Source organism: Anaerostipes faecis, assembly GCF_910574135.1.
Lineage (GTDB): Bacteria > Bacillota > Clostridia > Lachnospirales > Lachnospiraceae > Anaerostipes > Anaerostipes hominis.
In genome coordinates this window covers 119,096-140,280 of sequence record NZ_CAJSYK010000002.1, presented here as the reverse complement: position 1 = coordinate 140,280, position 21,185 = coordinate 119,096, and the positions used below count along the sequence as shown (strand labels likewise).

At 44.1% G+C, this 21,185-nt stretch carries 21 protein-coding genes; 17 read left to right on the top strand and 4 right to left on the bottom strand.

Translation table 11 applies throughout. The annotated features are described in order from the left end of the window. A complete protein-coding gene (locus QGT46_RS02430; protein ID WP_148459976.1) occupies positions 1–816 on the top strand; it encodes an SDR family oxidoreductase in 816 nt (271 codons plus the stop codon). Positions 817–1,032: 216 nt separating this feature from the next. Here QGT46_RS02430 and QGT46_RS02425 read toward each other — a convergent pair whose 3' ends face one another. After that, positions 1,033–1,407, bottom strand: a complete 375-nt coding sequence (locus QGT46_RS02425; RefSeq protein ID WP_148458953.1) for a DPCD protein — start codon at positions 1,405–1,407, stop codon at positions 1,033–1,035. Positions 1,408–1,958: 551 nt separating this feature from the next. Here QGT46_RS02425 and QGT46_RS02420 point away from each other — a divergent pair. The 13 genes from QGT46_RS02420 (at position 1,959) to QGT46_RS02360 (ending at position 14,426) form a co-directional block, all read left to right on the top strand. After that, positions 1,959–2,378 (top strand): transcriptional regulator GutM, encoded by a 420-nt coding sequence (locus tag QGT46_RS02420; RefSeq protein WP_148458954.1) that lies wholly within the window; start codon positions 1,959–1,961, stop codon positions 2,376–2,378. A 40-nt stretch (positions 2,379–2,418) separates the two neighbouring features. Further along, positions 2,419–3,657, top strand: coding sequence for a GTPase HflX (gene hflX, locus QGT46_RS02415; protein WP_148458955.1), 1,239 nt, complete (start codon positions 2,419–2,421; stop codon positions 3,655–3,657). An 8-nt stretch (positions 3,658–3,665) separates the two neighbouring features. Continuing rightward, positions 3,666–4,160, top strand: coding sequence for a CAT RNA binding domain-containing protein (locus QGT46_RS02410; protein ID WP_024726943.1), 495 nt, complete (start codon positions 3,666–3,668; stop codon positions 4,158–4,160). Between the two features lie 205 nt (positions 4,161–4,365). Further along, positions 4,366–4,629 carry an HPr family phosphocarrier protein gene (locus QGT46_RS02405; protein ID WP_006568975.1) on the top strand — a complete coding sequence of 88 codons (264 nt, stop codon included), beginning with the start codon at positions 4,366–4,368 and terminating at the stop codon, positions 4,627–4,629. Between the two features lie 33 nt (positions 4,630–4,662). Then, positions 4,663–6,372: a phosphoenolpyruvate--protein phosphotransferase gene (ptsP, locus tag QGT46_RS02400; RefSeq protein ID WP_024726944.1), complete on the top strand. Its 1,710-nt coding sequence runs from the start codon at positions 4,663–4,665 to the stop codon at positions 6,370–6,372. A 145-nt stretch (positions 6,373–6,517) separates the two neighbouring features. Next, a complete protein-coding gene (locus QGT46_RS02395) occupies positions 6,518–6,739 on the top strand; it encodes a zinc ribbon domain-containing protein (protein ID WP_148458956.1) in 222 nt (73 codons plus the stop codon). Next, positions 6,736–7,644 (top strand): SPL family radical SAM protein, encoded by a 909-nt coding sequence (locus tag QGT46_RS02390; protein ID WP_024726946.1) that lies wholly within the window; start codon positions 6,736–6,738, stop codon positions 7,642–7,644. Before QGT46_RS02395 ends, QGT46_RS02390 begins: the two co-directional genes overlap by 4 nt. A gap of 12 nt (positions 7,645–7,656) precedes the next feature. After that, the gene (locus QGT46_RS02385; RefSeq protein ID WP_148458957.1) at positions 7,657–8,409 is read left to right on the top strand and encodes a copper homeostasis protein CutC; all 753 of its coding nucleotides are present in this window, start codon (positions 7,657–7,659) and stop codon (positions 8,407–8,409) included. Between the two features lie 101 nt (positions 8,410–8,510). Next, a complete protein-coding gene (locus QGT46_RS02380; protein ID WP_148458958.1) occupies positions 8,511–9,095 on the top strand; it encodes a TVP38/TMEM64 family protein in 585 nt (194 codons plus the stop codon). Positions 9,096–9,245: 150 nt separating this feature from the next. Next, complete coding sequence (gene hydF / locus QGT46_RS02375) at positions 9,246–10,433, top strand: [FeFe] hydrogenase H-cluster maturation GTPase HydF (protein WP_148458959.1); 1,188 nt, start codon at positions 9,246–9,248, stop codon at positions 10,431–10,433. 78 nt (positions 10,434–10,511) lie between these two features. Continuing rightward, positions 10,512–11,972 carry a glutamate--tRNA ligase gene (gene gltX / locus QGT46_RS02370; RefSeq protein ID WP_148458960.1) on the top strand — a complete coding sequence of 487 codons (1,461 nt, stop codon included), beginning with the start codon at positions 10,512–10,514 and terminating at the stop codon, positions 11,970–11,972. Beyond that, positions 11,969–13,825 (top strand): ATP-dependent helicase, encoded by a 1,857-nt coding sequence (locus QGT46_RS02365; protein WP_148458961.1) that lies wholly within the window; start codon positions 11,969–11,971, stop codon positions 13,823–13,825. Before gltX ends, QGT46_RS02365 begins: the two co-directional genes overlap by 4 nt. Position 13,826: 1 nt before the next feature. After that, positions 13,827–14,426, top strand: a complete 600-nt coding sequence (locus QGT46_RS02360) for a DUF1653 domain-containing protein (protein WP_148458962.1) — start codon at positions 13,827–13,829, stop codon at positions 14,424–14,426. Between the two features lie 38 nt (positions 14,427–14,464). Here QGT46_RS02360 and QGT46_RS02355 read toward each other — a convergent pair whose 3' ends face one another. The 3 genes from QGT46_RS02355 to QGT46_RS02345 form a co-directional block, all read right to left on the bottom strand. Further along, positions 14,465–15,733 (bottom strand): HlyC/CorC family transporter, encoded by a 1,269-nt coding sequence (locus tag QGT46_RS02355; RefSeq protein WP_148458963.1) that lies wholly within the window; start codon positions 15,731–15,733, stop codon positions 14,465–14,467. Between the two features lie 228 nt (positions 15,734–15,961). Further along, the gene (locus tag QGT46_RS02350) at positions 15,962–16,582 is read right to left on the bottom strand and encodes a response regulator transcription factor (protein WP_148458964.1); all 621 of its coding nucleotides are present in this window, start codon (positions 16,580–16,582) and stop codon (positions 15,962–15,964) included. After that, positions 16,579–17,667, bottom strand: a complete 1,089-nt coding sequence (locus QGT46_RS02345; RefSeq protein WP_148458965.1) for a sensor histidine kinase — start codon at positions 17,665–17,667, stop codon at positions 16,579–16,581. The genes QGT46_RS02350 and QGT46_RS02345 overlap by 4 nt, the downstream gene beginning before the upstream one ends. 243 nt (positions 17,668–17,910) lie before the next feature. Here QGT46_RS02345 and QGT46_RS02340 point away from each other — a divergent pair, with 243 nt between their 5' ends. Genes QGT46_RS02340 through QGT46_RS02330 form a run of 3 tightly spaced genes read left to right on the top strand, consistent with a single transcriptional unit; the run spans position 17,911 to position 21,144 of the window. Further along, complete coding sequence (locus tag QGT46_RS02340) at positions 17,911–18,852, top strand: ABC transporter ATP-binding protein (protein ID WP_148458966.1); 942 nt, start codon at positions 17,911–17,913, stop codon at positions 18,850–18,852. Positions 18,853–18,863: 11 nt separating this feature from the next. Continuing rightward, complete coding sequence (locus QGT46_RS02335) at positions 18,864–20,006, top strand: ABC transporter permease (RefSeq protein WP_148458967.1); 1,143 nt, start codon at positions 18,864–18,866, stop codon at positions 20,004–20,006. Further along, positions 19,993–21,144, top strand: a complete 1,152-nt coding sequence (locus QGT46_RS02330; protein WP_148458968.1) for an ABC transporter permease — start codon at positions 19,993–19,995, stop codon at positions 21,142–21,144. The genes QGT46_RS02335 and QGT46_RS02330 overlap by 14 nt, the downstream gene beginning before the upstream one ends. Positions 21,145–21,185: the final 41 nt, after the last annotated feature.

Below are 21,185 nucleotides of genomic sequence, written 5' to 3'. Positions count from 1 at the left end.
ATGAACGAATCATGGTTGGGCCTTAACGGCAAAACAGTCATCGTAACCGGCGGAGCATCCGGAATCGGGAAAGCAGTTGCCCAGGAATTTTTAAACGTGGGATGCAATGTGGTTGTTTCCGACATGGCGCCGGAAGCGCCGGAGTTTGACACTGCAGCCGGCAGGTTCCATTACGTGAAGACAGACGTGACCAGTGCAAAAGATGTGGATGCCATGGCAAAAGAAGTGGTGGATACATTCGGAACCGTGGATGTACTGGTAAACAACGCGGGGATCAATATCCCGAGACTCCTGGTAGACCCGAAAGAGCCGAAAGGACAGTATGAACTGGACGAAGCAGTATGGGATAAAGTATGCAGCGTCAATTTAAAGGGAGTGTTCTTCTGTGCACAGGCGGTCGGAAGACTTCTTGTGGAAAAGGGAGAGGGAGTCATCATCAACATGTCTTCAGAGAGCGGACTGGAAGGGTCCGAGGGACAGAGCGTGTACGCGGCGACAAAGAACGCAGTGAATTCCCTGACGAGGAGCTGGGCAAAAGAATTAGGGAAACAGGGAGTGCGCGTAGTAGGCGTGGCACCAGGCATCATGGAAGCGACGGGATTAAGGACACTGGCGTATGAATCAGCGCTGGCGTACACAAGAGGGATCACAGTGGATGACTTAAGAGCGGGCTACAGCAAGACGTCAACAACACCGCTCGGAAGATCCGGAAAGCTCTCCGAAGTGGCAGACATGTGTGTATATCTGGCAAGCAAAAGATCTTCTTATGTACACGGTGTGACCATCAATGTAGCCGGCGGAAAGACCAGAGGATAAGAACAAAAATATATTTGAATAGCATTTATTTTTAAATAGGTGCCGCATGTTTAAATGTGGCACCTTTAGTAATTGTTTAGTTTATCAATCTATTTTCATATATAAAAATGAGGGAATCATAAATATGTCGGTTTTATTTATGATTCCCTTATAAACTATATTTGTAGCATCCCTATTGTATTAAAGATTATATTGTTATTTACATCAAATATTTTTTCATAAAGCATCTCCTTTCTTGGTGAAGTGAGAAATAATAGTATTTAGATATCCCCCTAAATAAAGGAAGAAAACTAAAAAATAATTATCAAAATTGCCGACAAAATTAGTTCTTATAAGGTAAATCCAAAGAATGATAGGAAGGAAGATGCTAAGCAAACATAATATAATTGTCATATTGTGCTTTAAAATAAATGGCAAACGTTTGGAAAAAAAGCAGATAAATAAACCCAGCAAAATAATAAAAATATACTTTAGAATATATATTTTAATAACAGATTCAGAATATAATGGAATTTGATCTTCTAAACCTGTAATTATATATGCCAATATATAAGAAATAATAGGAATAATAAATAAATATAATTTTTTCATAGAGATACCTCCTTATCTATTAAAGTGAAACCATTGTCATCTCACTTCAATCTAAACGAATAATAGTTAAAAATTTAAAAAACAACTAAATGGATAATTCAGTCTTTTTATTATTATATGAGATATGGGGAAATATTGCAATAGATTAGAATAAATTTGTAAGTTATTACAAAATAAATTTAATTAAATTAATTTATGGAATATTAATATATGTAATAAGTAATCGATCTATTAGGCTTAAGACATGGTAAATGTTTATAATTATACTTTCAATTTTTGTAATAATTGAAATGAAAGAAATCTACAAACAAAAAAAATTAAAGTGATTGTGAATATTGCCTAACTATGTAGTTATAAATTTGAATGATATATCTATTTTAAAAGATTAGATGTTGTTATTTTTAACCCTCTATTCTATAATCATAAACAAAAGTAAGATTAGAATGATATTTAAGTGCACAGGTAAAAACAGAATAGTTGTTATTTACACTCAGTATATTAGGAATTTGGAGATGATTACATTTAGAGGAATAAAAAAGGGGAGGCAATATATGATTATGGAAATAGTGATAGGAATCATTATAGTCGTGGGAATTCTGGCATTTATCGGATATTCTTATATGATCAAGCAGCAGTCAGATGAGGTGAGAAAACTGTACGCAGATTTCAGGGAGACTTATGGAAAAGATTATCAGATTGGGTTTGGGTTGTGTAAGGGAACCATTTTTAACAAAGAATACATAGTGATCCTTGCTGCAGACAAGGACAAAAAAGTGATTGATGCCGTGTCGGCGGAAGGATCCGGAATGGAATGGAGCCATGGGACCGCTTCTGAGTATATTGGCATGGATATCTCAAAATATAAAACAGAGCAGGAAGAAAAGAAAAAGAAGCAGACGCTGTATGAAAAAGGGGAACAGGAAATGACTCCAAAGGAAAAAGCATTGACGATGGCTGTGAAAAATATTTAAAATTTGAGTGTTAGAAGCAAAGCGGCAGGAAAGGAACAGAATGGAAGAAATACTGGAGCAGAAAAAAGAAAGAGTGATCCTGGTGGGTGTGTGTCTGGGAGAACCCAGGGAAGCCGAGGAATCCCTAGAAGAGTTAGAAGAACTTACAAGGACCGCAGGAGCTTTAGTGGAAGGAAGCATTCTCCAGGCCAGAGAACAGGTCCACCCCGGTACTTATGTGGGAAAAGGTAAGATAGAGGAGATCCGGGATCTTTTATTTGAGACAGAGGCAGACGGTATTGTGTGTGACGATGAGCTCTCACCGGCACAGCTTGCAAATCTCTCACAGATATTGGATATCAAGGTGATGGACCGGACACTGGTGATCCTGGACATTTTCGCTAAGCGTGCCAGGACAAAAGAGGGAAAGATCCAGGTGGAACTGGCCCAGCTCAGATACCGCGCCACAAAGCTGACCGGAAAGGGAGTAAGCCTTTCAAGGCTAGGCGGCGGTATCGGCACGAGAGGGCCGGGGGAAAAGAAGCTTGAGATGGACAGGCGTCTGATCCGCACACGGATATCCCATTTAAAAGCTGAACTTTCCGGGGTGATCAAACACAGGGAAGTCCAGAGAAAGCAGCGGCAGAGAAACCATACACCTGTGGTCTGTATTGTCGGTTATACCAATGCCGGGAAATCCACGCTGTTAAATTACTTTACGGATGCCGGAGTCCTGGAAGAGGACCAGCTGTTTGCCACACTGGATCCCACCACAAAAAGTGTTGTGTTAAACAGCGGGCAGACCATCCTTATGACGGATACGGTTGGATTTATCAGAAAGCTTCCGCATCATCTGGTAGATGCATTTAAGAGTACACTGGAAGAGGCTAAGTACAGTGATGTGATCCTTCACGTGGTTGACTGCTCCAATCCATGTATGGAGCAGCAGATGGAGGCTGTCTATGAGACATTAAATCAGCTCGGCATCAAGGATACGCCTGTGATCACGGCATTTAATAAGATAGACCAGGCAGATAAAGGCATTCTTTTGAAGGATGTCCATGCGGATGAAACTGTAAAGATTTCCGCCAAAGAGGGTACAGGAACCGGGGATCTCTTAAATGTGATCGAAGACGTCCTGAGCAGACAGAAAATTTATTTAGAGAAAAAATACGGTTATGACGAGGCGGGAAAGATCCAGGCCATCAGAAACCACGGACAGCTTATAAAAGAGGAATACCGGGATGACGGCATTTACGTGGAGGCTTATATACCAAAAGAAATATTAGGAATGGTGTAGGAGGACGTATGATTATACAGAAAGTGATTAACAATAATGTGGTCAGTACCTTTGATACGAACAACCATGAGGTTATTCTCATGGGAAAGGGCATAGGATTCCGGAAAAAGGCAGGGGATGAACTCGACAAGACAAAGATCGAGAAGATTTTTACACTGGATCAGCGGGAAAAAAGTCCATTTATCCAGGAAGTGCTCGCTATTATCCAGGAATTTTATGAGATCAGTTTCAAGACAGAGCTGCCTGCCTATCAAAGATTTATTACGCATCTGGAATATCTGGAAAACAGCATCAAATCCGGAGAGTCACATTCTGTGGAAGATGAAGAGGATGATGTGGAGTTTTATGAGAGAAATCAGAAGAAATATCCGGAGGCTTATATATGCAGCCAGAAAATTGTCGAGCATATTGAAGGACATTACGGCTATACCCTGTCCGTAGATGAAAAAATGTACCTGATCATCTATGTAAAACGGCTGATCCTGGAAGCCGGCATCCAATAGGAATTTGTTGTGGTTTCAGTTGACATTTGGACGGGTTTTTGATAAGATTTAGACATTGAATATTGGATTGTGACTGGTAATGCAGGCAAGACCTTTTTGATAGATGTAAGCTGAGATTCGCGCATTTATTAAGGGGTCTTTTTGTTTTTTTCAGCTCAGTCCGTCATTTATTAACTAAAATTTACAGAATGAAGGAGATTTTATTATGGTATCTAAGAAGTTTGTAATTGAAAACGAGCAGGGATTACACATGAGACCGGCAGGAGTTTTAGCAAAGGCAGTAACAAAGTTTGAATCTGATGTCACCATCGTTTTCGAGGACAAGAAGATCAATGCAAAGAGTCTTCTGAACATCATCGGAGCATGTATCAAATGTGGTTCAGAGATTGAACTTGTATGTGAAGGTCCTGATGAGGAAGCAGCTTTAGCTCATGCGACAGAATTAATTGAATCTGGTTTAGGTGAATAATTAATCTCATTTTACAAAGGGGACAGGTGGCATATGTATAAAGGTATTGGAGCATCTGCGGGAATCGGCATCGGTAAAGTTGTTGTGATAAAGGAACAGAGCCTGGATTACAAAAAGGAGACAATTACAGACGCCGAAGCAGAAAAGAAAAGATTAAGCGAAGCGATCGAAGTGTTCATCGATAAGACAACCAAGATGGTGGAAGCCATGAAGGTGACTGCCGGGGAACAGGAATCTGAGATTCTGGAGGGACATATCCTCATGATCCAGGACCCTGCGATCAAAGAGCAGATCGATGCGAAGATCGATGACGAAAAGATCAATGCGGAAGCTGCCGTCGAGGAAGCATGTGATTTCTTTGCACAGATTTTTGCCATGGCTGAAGATGAATTGACCCAACAGAGAGCATCTGACTTAGGAGATATTAAAACAAGATTAATCAAGATCTTATTAGGGATCGAGGAAGTAGATATCAGCGCTGTTCCGGAAGGAACTGTCCTGGTTGCGGAAGATTTGACCCCGTCCATGACTGCCGGCATCAACCCGGCCAATGTCGAGGGTGTACTGACAGAGATCGGAGGCAAGACTTCCCACTCTGCGATCATCTGCCGTTCCATGGAGATCCCGGCAGTACTTAGTGTTGAGAATATCGTTTCCATCGTTAAAGACGGAGATGTTGTCGTATTAGACGGAGCGACAGGAGAAGCATATGTAAATCCTGAAGATTCTGTCCTGGAAGATTACAAGGCTAAGAAAGCGGCATATCTGGAAGAGAAAGCGGCTCTGTCCAAGTTCATCGGACAGGCGTCTCAGACTGCTGACGGACGTGTAGTTGAACTGGTTGCCAATATCGGCGGGCCGGACGAGGCTGCAAGAGTTGTTGAGTGCGACGGAGAAGGTGTGGGACTGTTCCGTACAGAGTTCTTATTCATGGACCGTGACAGCGTTCCTACCGAAGAAGAACAGTTCAAAGCATACAAAACAGTTGCAGAGACTCTGGAAGGAAAACCTGTGATCATCCGTACTCTGGATATCGGAGGAGACAAGGCACTTCCTTATCTCGGATTAGAGACAGAGGAAAACCCGTTCCTTGGTTTCCGTGCAGTGCGTTTCTGCCTGAAACGTCCTGACATTTACAGACCTCAGCTGAGAGCTTTATTGAGAGCCAGTGCATTCGGAAAGATCCGCATCATGGTTCCGCTTGTAACATGTGTGGACGAACTCCGTGCTGTAAAAGCACTGCTTGAAGAAATCAAAGGAGAATTAGACGCAGAAGGCATTGCATATAACAAAGACGTAGAAGTCGGCGTTATGATGGAAACTGCTGCTGCAAGCTTAATTGCCGACATTTTGGCAAAAGAAGCAGATTTCTTCAGCATCGGTACCAACGACCTGACAGGATATACTATGGCGGCTGACAGAGGAAACTCTGACGTGGCTTACCTGTACTCAGCATATAACCCGGCAGTACTCCGTTCAATAAAGAACATCATCGGGGCTGCAAATAAAGAGGGTATTATGGCTGGTATGTGCGGTGAAGCTGCCAGCGATCCGCTGCTCGTACCGGTACTTCTTGCATTCGGACTGAACGAATTCTCTGTTAGTGCAACTGCGATCCTTGCCACAAGAAAAGTAATGTCCTTATGGACTATGGACGAAGCAAAAGCTTTGGCAGAGGAAGTTATGCAGCTGACAACAGAAGCAGAAGTAAAAGCTTTATTGGAAGAAAGAGCCAGAAGCTAGGCTTTATAATGTATGATAGATTCTCAGGAGATATGATCTGTATACAGACATATCTTCTGAGAGTTTTTTTGTTTACGCGAACCTGTTTTTTTACTATAATAGATAGTAAGAAATAATTAGAAAAGCTTTGAAGGGAGCATTAATTATGGATCAAAATATTGAGAGAAGACAGTTTGTCTGTCCCAAATGCGGATGCAACTCCTATGAACATGATCAGTTTCAGGCCACCGGAGGGAATTTTGCCAAGATTTTTGATATACAGAATAAAAAGTTTATTACCATCAGCTGTACCCGCTGCGGATTTACCGAGTTATATAAGAGCCAGACTTCAGAAGGTATGAACATTCTGGATTTTCTTATGGGATGACCGGAAAAGTGCAGGAGAACGAATACAGAGAGATTCAATGTTCCGCGGCCTGCAACCGGGTCCGTGGAAGATTTCCTTACCACTGGGATTTGAATATATACAGGGGATGTGCCCACCGCTGCCAGTATTGCTTCGCTCTTTATTCCCATCAATATATGGAGTCGGATGATTTCTACCATGAGATTTTTGTCAAGACGAACATAGCAGAGCGGCTGGAACGCCAGTTAAAGAGCAGGAACTGGGATCATCAGGTTATTAACCTTGGAGGTGTGACAGACAATTACCAGCCGGCAGAGGAGCAGTACAGGATCATGCCGGAGCTTTTAAAGCTTTTGATCCGATTTGAGAATCCGGCTATCATTTCTACAAAGTCTGATTTAATATTGAGAGACTATGACCTGATCGATCAGTTATCCAGAGTAGCCTACGTAAACATTGCGGCGACGGTCACCACCATGGACGAAGACATAAGGAGCGTATTGGAGCCGGGAGGGGTTTCTTCCTCACGGAGGTTTGATGTTCTCAGTGAATTTCGAAAGACAAATGCGTCCACGGGTGTCCATATGATGCCTGTTATTCCAGACATTACAAGCACCAGAGAGAATCTGGAGGCTGTATTTTCTGAGACAAAACAGAGAGATATCCATTATCTGATCACATCGAATTTGAATTTAAAGGGACCAACCCGCGCCGTATTTTTTAACTTTGTAAGAGAAGAATTTCCGCAGTATGAACAACGTCTGACCAGGCTGTTCAGTTATGGAAAAGAATATAAGGATTATAAAAAAGATTTATTTCAAAGGATTTCGGAGGTCCGCACCAAGTATGAAGTCCAAACGGATTTCAGAAGCATTATAAAAGAAAAAAATGCCCAGTTTGAGGCAGAACAGCTGTCATTTTTCTAGGAGGTAATGACTATGGGAGAGATTATGTTGGAATGTTGTGTAGACTCTTTTGAGTCCGCAAGGGCAGCAAAAGAGGCAGGGGCAAAGAGGCTTGAACTCTGTGCTGACCTGATGATCGGCGGGATCACACCCAGTCCTAAATTATTGGAAATGATCAAGATACGGCTCGACATCCCAGTCCATGTGCTCATCCGGCCAAGGTTCGGAGATTTTTTATACACTGATGATGAGTTTTCTCTCATGAAAAGTGAGATCCACCATTTCCGGGAACTTGGGGCAGACGGCGTGGTGTTCGGATGCCTTACAAAAGACGGACGGCTGGATATGAGACGTATGGAAAGCCTGATGCAGAAGACGATGGGGATGTCCGTCACACTGAACAGGGCATTTGATATGTGTGTGAATCCCTATGAGGCGATGATCCAGGCGATTGAACTGGGCATTGACGCCGTACTTACATCCGGGCAGAAAAATTGCTGTACTGATGGAAAGGAACTTCTGAAAAGCCTTCTGGAAGTGGCAGGAAAAGATATCACAGTTATGGTCGGATCAGGAGTTAACGCAGCAGTGATCGAAGAATTTTTAAAAGAAGCTCCTTTTGAAGCATTCCATATGTCTGGCAAGAAGACGGTTCAGAGCGGGATGGAATACCGAAAACCGGATGTCAGCATGGGACTGCCGATGATGAGTGAGTATGAACGTTTTGTCACCGATACAGAGGAGATTAAAAAAGCTGCGGCTGTGATAGAGAAGTATATTTCATAGCTGATCCGATAGAATTGTAAGAATTTTGTTATGTATTTGTCTGCCGGATTTCAGAACTGTCCGCTATGATAGAGATAGTAAAAGAAAGGCGGTGTCAGTTTATGAGCAGACAAGCAGTAAAAAAAGCGACAAATTTCACAACTCTGGTGTTGATCGGAGCGTTGATCATATTTTCAGTTTACGGTTATCAAAAAGGAATTTTTACAAACAGAGATCAGCTGGAACTGTTTATACGGCAGAGCAGTTTTTGGGGACCGCTTCTGTTTATTGTGATCCAGCTCACACAGGTTGTCATAGCGGTAATTCCGGGAGGACTGACCTGTCTGGCAGGAGTCGTCTTTTTCGGACCCTGGTATGGTTTTTTATACAGTGCTGTCGGGATACTCATCGGTTCCTGCATTAATTTTTACCTGGCAAGACGATATGGAGAAAAATTCATCAGGCTTTTTGTAAACGATGAGACATATGAAAAGACCAGGAAAAAGTTTTTGACCGGAAAAAAGTTTGACGTTGTGTTTACAACTGCGATCCTTCTTCCGTGTGCACCGGATGATGTACTGTGTATGCTGGCGGGGCTTACGGATATGTCATGGAGAAAGTTTTTAACGATTCTTTTTCTGGGGAGGCCGGTCACGATCGTGGTATACAGCCTGGGAGGCGCCATGCTCCCGCTGCTGCTGCGGTAGACTCAAAATCAATAAAGATAAAAGGTAACAGGCGGGACAGCATAAGACTGTTCGGCCTTTTATTATTTTTGTTCTATTGATTCAAAACATCCGGTGGTATATACTGAAAAAGAAATCAGCCGACGAAGAAAGAGATAAAGGAGACAGACGATGGGTTTAAACGAGACGCCGAGAGGAGACAGAATTCATATCGCATTGTTTGGAAGGAGAAACGCAGGAAAATCCAGCATAGTTAATGCATTGACCGGTCAGGAGCTGGCTATTGTTTCAGATGTGAAAGGTACGACCACAGATCCGGTCTGCAAGGCAATGGAACTTTTGCCCCTGGGACCGGTTGTGATGATCGACACCCCTGGGCTGGATGATGAGGGTGAACTGGGAGAAAAGAGGGTGAAGAAGGCGAAAGAAGTGCTGAGAAAGACAGACATCGCCCTGGTCATAGCGGATGCGAAAACAGGCCTTACGGAGTTTGAACAGGGAATCCTTGATCTGATCAGGGAGAGAAAGCTGCCCTATCTGATCGTATATAACAAGACGGATCTGGCAGGCAGAGACAGGGTGGAAGATACAGATCATACCTGTTTTGTCAGCGCGGTGACAAAAGAAGGCATCTTTGAGCTGAAAGAGGCTATCGGAAAGCTTCTCCCAGAAGAAGAACAGCCAAGACAGATCGTGGGCGACCTGATCTCGCCGGGAGACTTTGTGGTTCTTGTCGTGCCCATCGACTCGGCGGCTCCAAAAGGGCGGCTCATCCTTCCGCAGCAGCAGACGATCCGGGATATTCTGGAGCATGATGCCTGCTCTGTTGCAGTCAAAGAATCTGAACTGGAGCACACACTTAAGCATCTTGGGAGAAAGCCTTCTCTGGTTATTACAGACTCTCAGGCATTTGAACAGGTGGCCGCCATCGTGCCGGAAGATATTCCTCTGACATCTTTTTCGATCCTTTTTGCCAGATACAAAGGGGATCTTTTGGAGGAAGTGAGGGGAGCGAGGGCTGCCAAGCATTTAAAGGACGGTTCCAGGGTCCTGATCGCGGAAGGCTGCACCCATCACCGTCAGTGCGATGATATCGGAACGGTCAAGATACCCGGATGGCTTACAGAATATACAGGAAAGCAGCTCATCTTTGAGACGTCCAGCGGGAGCACATTTCCGGAGGATTTAAGCGGCTATGATCTGATTGTTCACTGTGGGGGATGTATGCTGAATCCGAAAGAAATGAAGCACAGAATAGCGTCCTCTGTAAAAGCGGAAGTGCCTATTGTAAACTATGGAGTCTTGATCGCCGACATGAAGGGAATTCTAAATCGGAGCCTTCAGCCTTTCGGACTCTGAAAATCCGGAGGGAGTCTTGACCGGAAGCGGGGTTCTTGAGATAATAGACAAGATAACGAAAGAAAGGATTTGAAACAGATGAGTAAAGTTAGAACCAGATTTGCCCCGAGCCCTACGGGAAGAATGCATGTAGGGAATTTAAGAACAGCATTATATGCCTACCTGATCGCAAAACATGAAGGCGGAGATTTTTTGCTGCGCATAGAAGATACAGACCAGGAGCGTCTCGTAGAGGGAGCCGTCGACATTATTTATAATACCCTTGCAAAAGCAGGACTTGCCCATGATGAAGGGCCGGATAAGGACGGCGGATGCGGCCCTTACGTCCAGAGTGAGCGTCAGGCGGCAGGCATCTATATGGATTATGCAAAGAAGCTGATCGACAAGGGAGAGGCTTATTACTGCTTTTGTGACGAGGAGAGGCTTTCTAGCCTGAAGGTCAAATCAGGAGATGTGGTAGTCAGCCATTATGACAAACACTGCCTGAATCTGAGCAGTGAAGAAGTGGAAGAAAAATTGAAATCCGGCATCCCTTATGTGATCCGCCAGAACAATCCTACCGAGGGCACCACAACGTTTGTGGATGAAATTTATGGTGAGATTACGGTGGAAAACATGGAATTGGACGATATGATCCTTATTAAGTCCGACGGATATCCTACTTATAACTTCGCGAATGTTGTGGACGACCATCTGATGGGGATCACCCATGTGGTCCGGGGAAATGAATACCTTTCATCTACGCCGAAATACAACAGGCTCTACGATGCATTCGGATGGGAGAAACCGGTCTATGTACACTGCCCGCTCATCACGGATGAGGAACACAAAAAGCTGAGCAAACGGAGCGGACATTCTTCTTTCGAGGATCTGCTGGAGGCAGGGTATCTGCCGGAGACGATTGTAAACTTTGTGGCCCTGCTCGGATGGAGTCCGGGAGGGGAAAGAGAGATCTTTACGCTGAAAGAACTGGAAGAAGCATTTGACTATCATCATATGTCCAAGACTCCGGCCGTCTTTGATATGACGAAACTTGCATGGATGAACGGGGAATATATCAAGGCTATGGACGATGATAGATTCAAAGAAATGGCCATGCCGTATGTGAAGGAAGTCATCACAAGAGATGTGGATACTGATAAAATCCTTTCTATGGTCAAGACACGGATCGAGCTGTTTACAGAGATTAAGGACCATATTGATTTCTTTGAAAATGTGCCGGAATATGACAGTGCCATGTACCAGCACAAAAAGATGAAGACAACAAAAGAGTCTGCGCTGGAAGTGCTGAAAGAAATCGTGCCGGTATTTGAAGCGCAGGAAGATTTCAGCAACGATGCCCTCTATCAGACACTGCTTGGATTTGCAAAGAGCCACGAGGTCAAAAACGGCTATGTCATGTGGCCGGTCCGCACGGCTGTGTCAGGCAAGCAGATGACTCCCGGCGGGGCATCTGAACTCATGGAGATTCTGGGGAAAGAGGAGTCTGTAAAAAGGCTTTGTGCTGCTGTTGAAAAATTAGAGGCAGAGCTTTCATGACAGAATGGAATGAGGCCCAGACAAAGGCCATCACCCACAAAGACGGCCCGATGATGGTCCTTGCCGGGCCGGGGTCCGGGAAAACTACAGTCATCACAGAACGGACAAAATATCTGATCGAACACTGCGGGGCAAACCCCTCCAATATCCTGGTCATCACCTTTACAAAGGCAGCGGCAGCTGAGATGAAGGAACGTTTCTTGAAACTGGCAGGGAGATCCCTGCCAGTTTCTTTCGGTACCTTTCACGCAGTTTTTTTTACGATCTTGAAGCATGCGTACAGCTTTCGGCCGGGGTGTATTCTGCCGGAGCATAAAAAGTATGATCTGCTCCGTGAAATTATCACGGACCGGAATCTGGAAACAGGAGATGAACCGGATTTCCTGCGTTCCTTGATCAGTGAGATCAGCCTCGTAAAAGGACAGCTTCTTTCTATGGGTTATTATCACAGCCAAAGCTGTGCGGACAGTATATTTCAGCTGATTTACAAGGAATACAATGAAAAACTCCGGAAAAACCAGTGGATGGACTTCGATGACATACTGGTCTATACGTACAGCCTTCTGAAGGAGAGAGAGGACCTGCTGGCTGCCTGGCAGAACAAATTTCAATACATTCTGATTGACGAATTTCAGGATATCAGTCCGATCCAGTATGAGATCATAAAGATGCTGGCTGCGCCAAAAAATAACCTGTTTATTGTGGGGGATGACGACCAGTCTATTTACCGGTTCAGGGGTGCGAAGCCAGAAATTATGCTTGGATTCCCCAACGATTATAAAGATACCGAAATGATCCGGCTGGACATCAATTACCGTTCCAGTCCGGAAATCGTGGAGGCATCGCAGAAAGTGATCCGTGCCAACAAAAAGAGGTTTGACAAAGAGATAAGATCCTGCCGGGACAGAGAAATTCCAATAGAGCTCAGGACATTTAAAGACCAGCAGGAAGAATGTACTTATGTGGCAAAGAGACTCAGGGACGAATATCAAAAGGGACATCCCTATGAGGAGGCATCAATTTTGGTCAGGACTAACCTTGGAGCCAGGACCATGCTCGGAAAGCTGATGGAATTTAATATCCCTTTTACGGTGAAAGACGGGATTCCAAGTCTGTTTGAGCATTGGATCGCAAGAGATATCATAGATTATATGAGGATGGCGCTCGGTGATCGGAGACGGAGCACTTTTTTGAGGATCATGAACCGGCCCAAGCGCTATATCAGCAGAGAATATATAGATCAGCCGGAGATTTCCTTTGAGAATCTGAAGGAGAAGACAAGAAACAAGGAATGGCTTTATGACTATATCGAGGAGTTGGAGGAAGACCTGAGGCTTTTAAAGGATATGACACCGTTTCTTGCGGTCACCTACATAAGAAAGTCTGTCGGGTACAATGCATTTTTGGCGGAATATGCAAAAATACGGAAACTGAAGGAGGAAGAACTCACCGATGTGCTGGAGGAACTTCAGGAGACTGCCAGAGGATATGACACTTATGAAGAGTGGTTTGATTTTATAAGGCGTTATACAGAGGAGCTGAAGGCACAGTCCGAGAGCGGAGATCAGGAAAAACAGGGAGTCGTCATAAGCACGCTTCACAGCGCAAAAGGGCTGGAATACGAGAGAGTGTTTCTCATTGATGTCAATGACGGGGTAATTCCATATAAAAAGGCTGTGAAGACAGAAGAATTGGAGGAAGAGCGGCGGATGTTTTATGTGGGAATGACCAGGGCAAAGAAATATCTGCATGTCTTTTCTGTGGAAAAGATATATAATAAAGACAGTAAAGTGTCGGATTTTATCCTTCCTTTAGAGGGGAAGAGGAGAAAGCAGCAGAAGGGAGCGCAGTGATATGAAACAGAGGGCAATACCCAGACCGGGGGATTTTTATAAACATTTCAAAGATAAATTGTATCAGATTATAACGGTGGCCGAACACTCAGAGACCGGAGAGGCGCTTGTCATTTACCAGGCTTTGTACGGGGAATATAAAACCTATGCCAGACCGCTGTCCATGTTTCTGAGCGAAGTGGACGATGAAAAATATCCGGGAGTCAGCGCAAAATACCGGTTTGAACGCGTGGATGTCAGAACGTACCAGAGTATCACAGACCTCCACCAGATCAGCGATATTTTAGAAAGACACAGGGAGATGCCAAAACCAGAGGCGAAAGCACCGGAATCGCTGCCGGAAAAAGAGATGCCAAAGCCCGGGGGACACTGTCAGGAAAAAGAACAGCAGGATCTTCTGATCCGTTTTCTGGACGCTGAGAGCAATGAGGAACGACTGGAAATTCTTCGGAGGAATGAAGACAAGATCTCTGAGACAGTACTGGATTCCATCGGCCTTTCCATGGACTTTCCGTTAAGCGGCGATGACCGGGGAAAGAAGCTTCGTGAGCTGGAAGGCTTTATCAAGACGAAGATGAAGTATGAGAAGACAAGAAGATAAAAAAGAGGGAAAGCATGTGTGATCTGCTTTCCCTTTCGTTATATCTGCGGAGTTTTTTTGATGATCTGGATTTGTTCCAATCTGTTTTTTTCAACTTTTCGCACTTTGAAATCGAAGGACGCATCCGATGCGGTCTCTCCCTCGGACGGAAGATGATCCAACAGTTCTATCACATATCCGCCTACGGAATCGTAGTCTTCGGACTCGATCTCTGTATCGATTAAATCGTTTAAATCGTCAAGCTTTAAGGACGCGTTTACCAGATAGGAGCCGTCATCAAGTTCCTGGAAGCTTTCTGATTCATTGTCGTCGTACTCGTCCCGGATCTCTCCCACGAGTTCTTCTAAAATATCTTCCAGCGTGATCAGACCGGCTGTAATCCCGTATTCATCCAAAACGATGGAGAAGCTGACATTTTCCTGCTGCATCTGAGCTAACAGGCTGGATATCTTCTGGGTCTCATAGGTGAAAAACGGTTTTCTTAACACGTCTCTGATATGAAAGATTTCTCCGCGGTGCAGTGTGCGGTAGAAATAGATATCCTTTAAATATACGATTCCGATGACCTTGTCCTTCGTCTCCTCATATACCGGCAGACGGGAATACTGTGTAGCCATAAACAGCTCCATTACCTCGTCGTAAGAAGCGTCGGCAGATACAAACGTAATATCGATTCTCGGAATCATAATGTCCTTGGCAATGGAGTCTTTAAAATCAAAGACATTATAAATCATTTCTTTTTCATCTTTTTCGATAACACCGTCTTCATGGCTGGCGTCTACGATCGTTCTCAGCTCCCTCTCTGTCATGACCTGTTTTGACTGCTTTGCATCGATCCGCAGCAGCATCAGGAGGCCTGTGGAGAGCTTATTGATGACGATCACTACCGGGGTCAGGACTTTGGTCACATAGTAGATGACGGGTCCGAAGCGGAGTGCAAGGTTCGTATTTTTGATAGTCGCATAGGTCTTCGGAGTGATCTCACCGAAAATCAGGACGAGAATCGTAAGAACACCGGTTGCGATCCCTGCTCCTGCACTTCCGAAAACATCAATGGCTAATGTAGTGGCCAGAGATGTGGCAGAGATATTTACAAGGTTATTTCCGATCAGGATGCTGCTGAGCATGGCTGCCGGGTTCTCGATCAGCTGAAGTACTCTTTTGGCTTGTCTGTTGCCGTCTTCCACTAAAGCGCGGATGGTATGAACGTTTACTGTCGTAAGCGCAGTCTCCGACGACGAGAAAAATGCCGACAGAGCTAGTAAGATAATTAAGATACATAATCTTAATATGACACTGGGGTCCAAATAAAATCCCTCCTAAATGATATGGTTTATAGTGTGAGCTTTTTTACCGCTATTTCCGTCGTACTTTAAAATGCGCTTCTAGAATAGTGGTAAAGTCATTTTCAGGATACTGCCTTTTGTTTTCAGGTTGTCAGCTCCTGCGGAAAATGTTTTGTAGTTACGATAATTTTACTAGTCAAGCGGGGAAGTGTCAAGTTTTGCCTTGCCGGCCGTCTTTCTTAAAGGCGGTTATTTATGCTGATAGTAAAAAACAGCAAGCTGTGTCCGGTCTCTGAGCTCCAGTTTGTCAAGGATCACACTCAGATAATTTCTTATTGTTCCCTCGCTTAAAAACAGACATTCAGAAATTTCTTTATTGCTCATGCCTTTGGCTATGTATTCGATCAGGCGCAGCTCTTTTTCGCTGATGCCATAGTCAGAATAGGAAAAATGCTGTTTGTTTGAGATCAGATCTGGGATTTTTGAGATGATCTCATTTCCGAAAACGTTCTGACCGTTTTCCACCGCGTGGAGGGCAGGCAGGATGCTCTCGAAGTCCTGCTTCAGGATGTAGCCTTTTGCGCCGATATTCAGGGCGTCGATGATATATTCATCGTCAGAGAATGTCGTCAGGAACAGGATTTTAGAATCTGGATGTTTCCTGCGGATTTCTCTTGCAGCTTCGATGCCGTTCATGCTGTTCATCCGGATATCCATCAATAGAACATCCGGCTGATATGATTCATATAAAGAGACAGCCTCAGCACCGCTTGACCCCAGGGCCTGCACATGGACATCACCGGATGTCTCTAAAATTGTTTTCAAAGAAGCCGACACAAGTTTGTCGTCGTCGACGATAATGATATTCATGATTTACCTCCCGGCTGATAATATGCCGTATTGCGTGGAACAGTGATAAATATTTTAAAACCGCGTTCAAATGTAATGTTTATAGTGCCGTGAAAAGATTCGATCCGTTCTTTCATATTGAGCAGGCCCATACCGGAGGAATAAGATTCCGGTGCCGTGGACCCGTCGTCCTCAAATAGCAGCTGATAGAACGATGGATGTTCCCTCAGTACAAGACGAATCCGTGTTGCGTCGCTGTGTTTTACAGCATTTGTAAATGCTTCTTTTATGATCGCGGCAAAGCAAAACTGAAGGTTTTGAGGCGGAGGCTCGGATATATCATATTCCAGATCTACGCTGTACTCCGGATACCCGTGTATGATCTCGGCGACAGAGTCATGAAGACTCACAGATGATTCTTTAAGTCCGTGTACGCTGGTGCGGATACTGTCCATAGCAGTATTCAGAGTCTTAAGCAGTTCGGACAAAGGAGATGACAGCCTGCTGTCTTGATTCAGGACTTTGAGGGCGCCCAGCTGCAGGATCGAGCGGGAAAGCATATGCCCTACGTTGTCATGGATCTCTCTGGCAATCCGATTTCTCTCTTTCAGAGTTGCAAGGTGTATTTCCGTCTCTTGTTTTTCCATCAGGTACCGATTTTTCTTATTCAGCAAAAGATTCAGTTCCGTACTGTCATCTCTCAGTTTCTTAAACTTTTCCCTCATATTCTCAAGCTTTTGGGTGCGGACAGCCAGAAACAGGGAAAGCAGCAGACTGAGCACCAAATCGATGCGCAGGAAAAAAAGGCGGTTTATGAAATAAGGCACAGACGCCAAAATTAAAATAACACCGGGAAATTTTCGCCTGGTCCGGGTACAGTCATAACAAAACAGAGGCAGAAAAATACTGAAAACCGGGATAAAAAGACAGAGAACCCCATAGAAACCTGAGACTGTGAAAGACAGTTTTTCTTCATTTTTAAGGGAAAGAAAACAGGATGCCGTAAAAGCAGTAAGAAAAGCAATCACAGGCATCGTTCCTGGCTCTCTGGAAAGAAGGGGCAGAATAAAAAGCAGCAAAACAAATTTATCAATAAGTACAGACATAAAACCCTCCCACCTCAAAAATTACTTTAAGTATAACTTATCGCGCGAAGCGCGTCCACCCGAAGGTATATTCTACAGCGTGACGTGGTTTTTTCAGCACTATTGGAGGAGCGCATTTCAAAGTGCGACGGAAATAGTGCTGAAAAAATCATGACAAATGTCACCTCCACTCCTGACACAAGGCACTGTAACCATACAGCAGGATCAGGTAAAGTTAAAACATCAAATGAAAGGGGTGGAATTATGGAACAGTCTATTATTGAAATAAAAAATTTAGTTAAGAGATATAAGGATCTTTTGGCACTGGACCATTTAAATATGGAGGTCAGGAAGGGAGAGGTTTTCGGACTTCTTGGGCCGAATGGTTCGGGGAAAACTACAGCTATCAACTGTATATTGGGACTCTTATCCTATGATAAAGGTGAGATAAGAGTCTTCGGGAAACCCATGGAAGCCGACTCCTATGAGAGCAAGAGAGAGATCGGTGTGGTGATGCAGAACGTTGCAGTCTTTGATGAACTTACGGTCATTGAAAATATTGATTATTTCTGCGGACTTTATGTCAGAGACAAGAAGGAGAGAAAGAGACTTGTGGAAGAAGCTGTCCAATTTGTAGAATTGGAGGAATTTCGGAAGTTTTACCCGCCCAAGCTTTCCGGAGGCCTGTTAAGACGCCTCAATATTGCCTGCGGCATTGCTCATAAACCAAAATTGATCTTTTTAGATGAGCCTACGGTGGCAGTTGATCCCCAGAGCCGAAATAAGATCCTGGAGGGGATTCTTGAACTGAACCGACAGGGGGCAACTGTCGTTTATACTTCTCATTACATGGAGGAAGTGGAACGGATATGCAGCAGGATACTGATTATGGATAAGGGACGGCCCCTGGCCACCGGAACGAAAGAAGAGCTGAAACAGATGATCAAGATGGGAGAAAAGATCACGGTGGATGTATCTGACCTGAAGAGAGAGGAGCTTCAGGCAATACGTAATATGCAACATGTATTCCAGGTGGATTACACAGACGGAAAGCTCCATGTGCAGTGCAGCGGGGGCAGTCATAACCTGGTAAATGTTCTGGGATACCTGTCTGAAAGAGAAGTTTCTTTCGGCAGAGTTTATTCGGAGCTTCCTACATTAAATGACGTATTTCTGGAGATCACAGGAAAACAGCTGAGAGATTAGGAGGGGAAACTATGTTTTGGCATTTATATAAATATTATTTCAAAGCATCCATTAGAAATAAGTCCGCTATTTTTTGGTGTTTTGCATTTCCTCTCATACTCGCTTCCCTGTTTTATTTTGGATTCGGAAATCTTTTAAACGATTCAGAAGAACTGAAAGCAGTCCCGGTGGCAATCGTGGAGACGAAGGCGGCAAAAGGTGCAGAAGGGTTTAAGCAGACTGCGGAAGAGCTTTCAAAAAAAGGTGAAGATCAGCTTCTGAAAGTGCAGTACACATCTTTGAAGAAAGCCGAAAAGCTGCTCCAAGAGGGAAAGATTGACGGCTTTTATACTCTGGGAGACAATGTCAGGCTTACAGTAAAAGAAAATGGTATCAACCAGACGATTTTAAAAGAGGTCAGCGATCAATATATCCAGATGAATAACATGGTACGGCAAACGATAAAAGAACACCCGGAAGGGATGGAAAAACTGGTAAAAGCAATGTCACAAAATATGGTAGAGAATCAGCAGATCAGTCTGGGAAATGAAGATGCCAATATGATGGTGCAGTATTTTTATGCATTGCTTGCCATGGTATGTCTTTATGGAGGTTTTCTGGGGCTTCAGAGTGCCCTCCATGCTCAGGCGAACTTGTCGGATATTGCGGCCAGAAAAGCAGTTTCTCCAGCAGAGAAGCTGAAAAGTACAGCAGCTGACTTCCTCGTAGGCGTGACGGTGCAGTTTTTGGCATTCCTGGTGGCGATCGGCTATATGTGGCTGGTGCTGAAAATTGATCTTGGAAGCCAGGCAGGATTTATTTTGCTGGCCGGATTCTTCGGATGTTTTACCGGGGTGTCCATAGGGCTGTTCATCGGTTCGATCGGCCGGATGTCCAGAGATACAAAAAGCGGGCTCAACATAGGCATCAGTATGTTTTTCTGCTTTTTCAGCGGATTAATGGTAGGAAATATGAAAGACATTGTGGAAAAACATGTACCGATTTTCAACAGGATCAATCCGGCAGCGCTGATCACGGACTGCTTTTACAGCCTGAATATTTATGATGACCTGTCGGTTTATTTCAGAAGCTGTATTTCACTGATCATAATTTCTGTTTTACTTTGCCTTGGGAGCTTTTTCATGATGAGGAGGAAAAAATATGCAAGTATTTAAATGTTTTTTTAAGATTGTCAGAAGTAAAAAACTCTCAATGTCTATTTATGCCGGAATTTTTTTCGCACTGACAATCTTGTTTTCAAGCTTCGGAAAAAACAGTGATACCGGATTTCAGACAACAAAAATTAATGTAGGCATTGTAGATCATGACAAAAGCACAGTTTCCAAAGCGCTGAAAACGTTTCTTTCAAATGAACAAAATGTAAAAGATATAAAGGATGAGAAGAAAACAATGCAGAATGAATTGTTTTACAGAAATGTAGAATATATTCTGATCCTGCCGAAAGGATTCGGAGAGAGCCTGTTAAGTGAAAATAAAAAGGCACAAATAGAAAATGTAAAGGTTCCCGGCTCCACCAGCGGCTATATGATTGACCAGCAGGTAAATAAGTTTACAAAGATGGTGAGGAGCTATCTGGCCTCAGGATTTTCAGAACAGCAGGCGGTGGAGAGGGCTGAAAATACATTGAGGTCATCGGCAAAGGTGGACCTGATGGGAAGCAAAAAAGCCGGCGAACAGAGCAATACCGCATATTATTTCCAGTACCTTGCCTATATCTTTATTGCGCTGATCACAGTGGCAGTGAGCCCGGTATTCATGGTCTTTTATAAAAAAGATATCAGAAGAAGAAACCAGTGCTCCGCGGCCACAGAAAGATCCAGGAATCTTCAGCTGGCGCTTGGGACATTGACGGCATCCGTGGGCTGCTGGCTGGTGTTTATGCTGCTGGCTATGGCGATGTACCGGAATGAGATTTTTCAGAGCAACCTTTTGCTGTTTATGCTCAACGGCGTAATGTTCATAGGCGTTTCGGCAGGCATATCCTTTCTCGCGGGGCTTCTCGTCACCAATGATGACGCACTTCAGGGAGTCATAAATGTGGTGTCTCTTGGAAGTGCATTTCTGGGAGGGGTGTTTGTGCCGCTCGAGTTTATGAGCAAACAGGTGCTGACTGTCTCAAGATTCCTTCCGACCTATTGGTATATCAGGTCCAATAAGCTGATCGACCAGCTGGATGTTTTGGACATGAGCCATATATGGCCTGCGATGCAGGGAATCCTGATCCAGGCGGGATTTGCTCTGGCACTGTTTGCAGCGGCCATGCTTGTGAGCAAACAAAAAAGGACTGCATAGAAAACACCAGACAAAAAGACTGCAGACATATCACGAACTAT

What these genes read in the sequence shown, in the direction of transcription:
- QGT46_RS02390 (WP_024726946.1), top strand. Translation starts at nt 6,736, where the DNA reads ATGACCGGAAAAGTGCAGGAGAACGAATACAGAGAGATTCAATGTTCC.
- QGT46_RS02395 (WP_148458956.1), top strand. Translation starts at nt 6,518, where the DNA reads ATGGATCAAAATATTGAGAGAAGACAGTTTGTCTGTCCCAAATGCGGA.
- QGT46_RS02385 (WP_148458957.1), top strand. Translation starts at nt 7,657, where the DNA reads ATGGGAGAGATTATGTTGGAATGTTGTGTAGACTCTTTTGAGTCCGCA.
- ptsP (WP_024726944.1), top strand. Translation starts at nt 4,663, where the DNA reads ATGTATAAAGGTATTGGAGCATCTGCGGGAATCGGCATCGGTAAAGTT.
- hflX (WP_148458955.1), top strand. Translation starts at nt 2,419, where the DNA reads ATGGAAGAAATACTGGAGCAGAAAAAAGAAAGAGTGATCCTGGTGGGT.
- QGT46_RS02420 (WP_148458954.1), top strand. Translation starts at nt 1,959, where the DNA reads ATGATTATGGAAATAGTGATAGGAATCATTATAGTCGTGGGAATTCTG.
- QGT46_RS02425 (WP_148458953.1), bottom strand. Translation starts at nt 1,407, where the DNA reads ATGAAAAAATTATATTTATTTATTATTCCTATTATTTCTTATATATTG.
- QGT46_RS02340 (WP_148458966.1), top strand. Translation starts at nt 17,911, where the DNA reads ATGGAACAGTCTATTATTGAAATAAAAAATTTAGTTAAGAGATATAAG.
- hydF (WP_148458959.1), top strand. Translation starts at nt 9,246, where the DNA reads ATGGGTTTAAACGAGACGCCGAGAGGAGACAGAATTCATATCGCATTG.
- QGT46_RS02350 (WP_148458964.1), bottom strand. Translation starts at nt 16,582, where the DNA reads ATGAATATCATTATCGTCGACGACGACAAACTTGTGTCGGCTTCTTTG.
- QGT46_RS02410 (WP_024726943.1), top strand. Translation starts at nt 3,666, where the DNA reads ATGATTATACAGAAAGTGATTAACAATAATGTGGTCAGTACCTTTGAT.
- QGT46_RS02380 (WP_148458958.1), top strand. Translation starts at nt 8,511, where the DNA reads ATGAGCAGACAAGCAGTAAAAAAAGCGACAAATTTCACAACTCTGGTG.
- QGT46_RS02330 (WP_148458968.1), top strand. Translation starts at nt 19,993, where the DNA reads ATGCAAGTATTTAAATGTTTTTTTAAGATTGTCAGAAGTAAAAAACTC.
- QGT46_RS02360 (WP_148458962.1), top strand. Translation starts at nt 13,827, where the DNA reads ATGAAACAGAGGGCAATACCCAGACCGGGGGATTTTTATAAACATTTC.
- QGT46_RS02335 (WP_148458967.1), top strand. Translation starts at nt 18,864, where the DNA reads ATGTTTTGGCATTTATATAAATATTATTTCAAAGCATCCATTAGAAAT.
- QGT46_RS02430 (WP_148459976.1), top strand. Translation starts at nt 1, where the DNA reads ATGAACGAATCATGGTTGGGCCTTAACGGCAAAACAGTCATCGTAACC.
- QGT46_RS02365 (WP_148458961.1), top strand. Translation starts at nt 11,969, where the DNA reads ATGACAGAATGGAATGAGGCCCAGACAAAGGCCATCACCCACAAAGAC.
- QGT46_RS02405 (WP_006568975.1), top strand. Translation starts at nt 4,366, where the DNA reads ATGGTATCTAAGAAGTTTGTAATTGAAAACGAGCAGGGATTACACATG.
- gltX (WP_148458960.1), top strand. Translation starts at nt 10,512, where the DNA reads ATGAGTAAAGTTAGAACCAGATTTGCCCCGAGCCCTACGGGAAGAATG.
- QGT46_RS02345 (WP_148458965.1), bottom strand. Translation starts at nt 17,667, where the DNA reads ATGTCTGTACTTATTGATAAATTTGTTTTGCTGCTTTTTATTCTGCCC.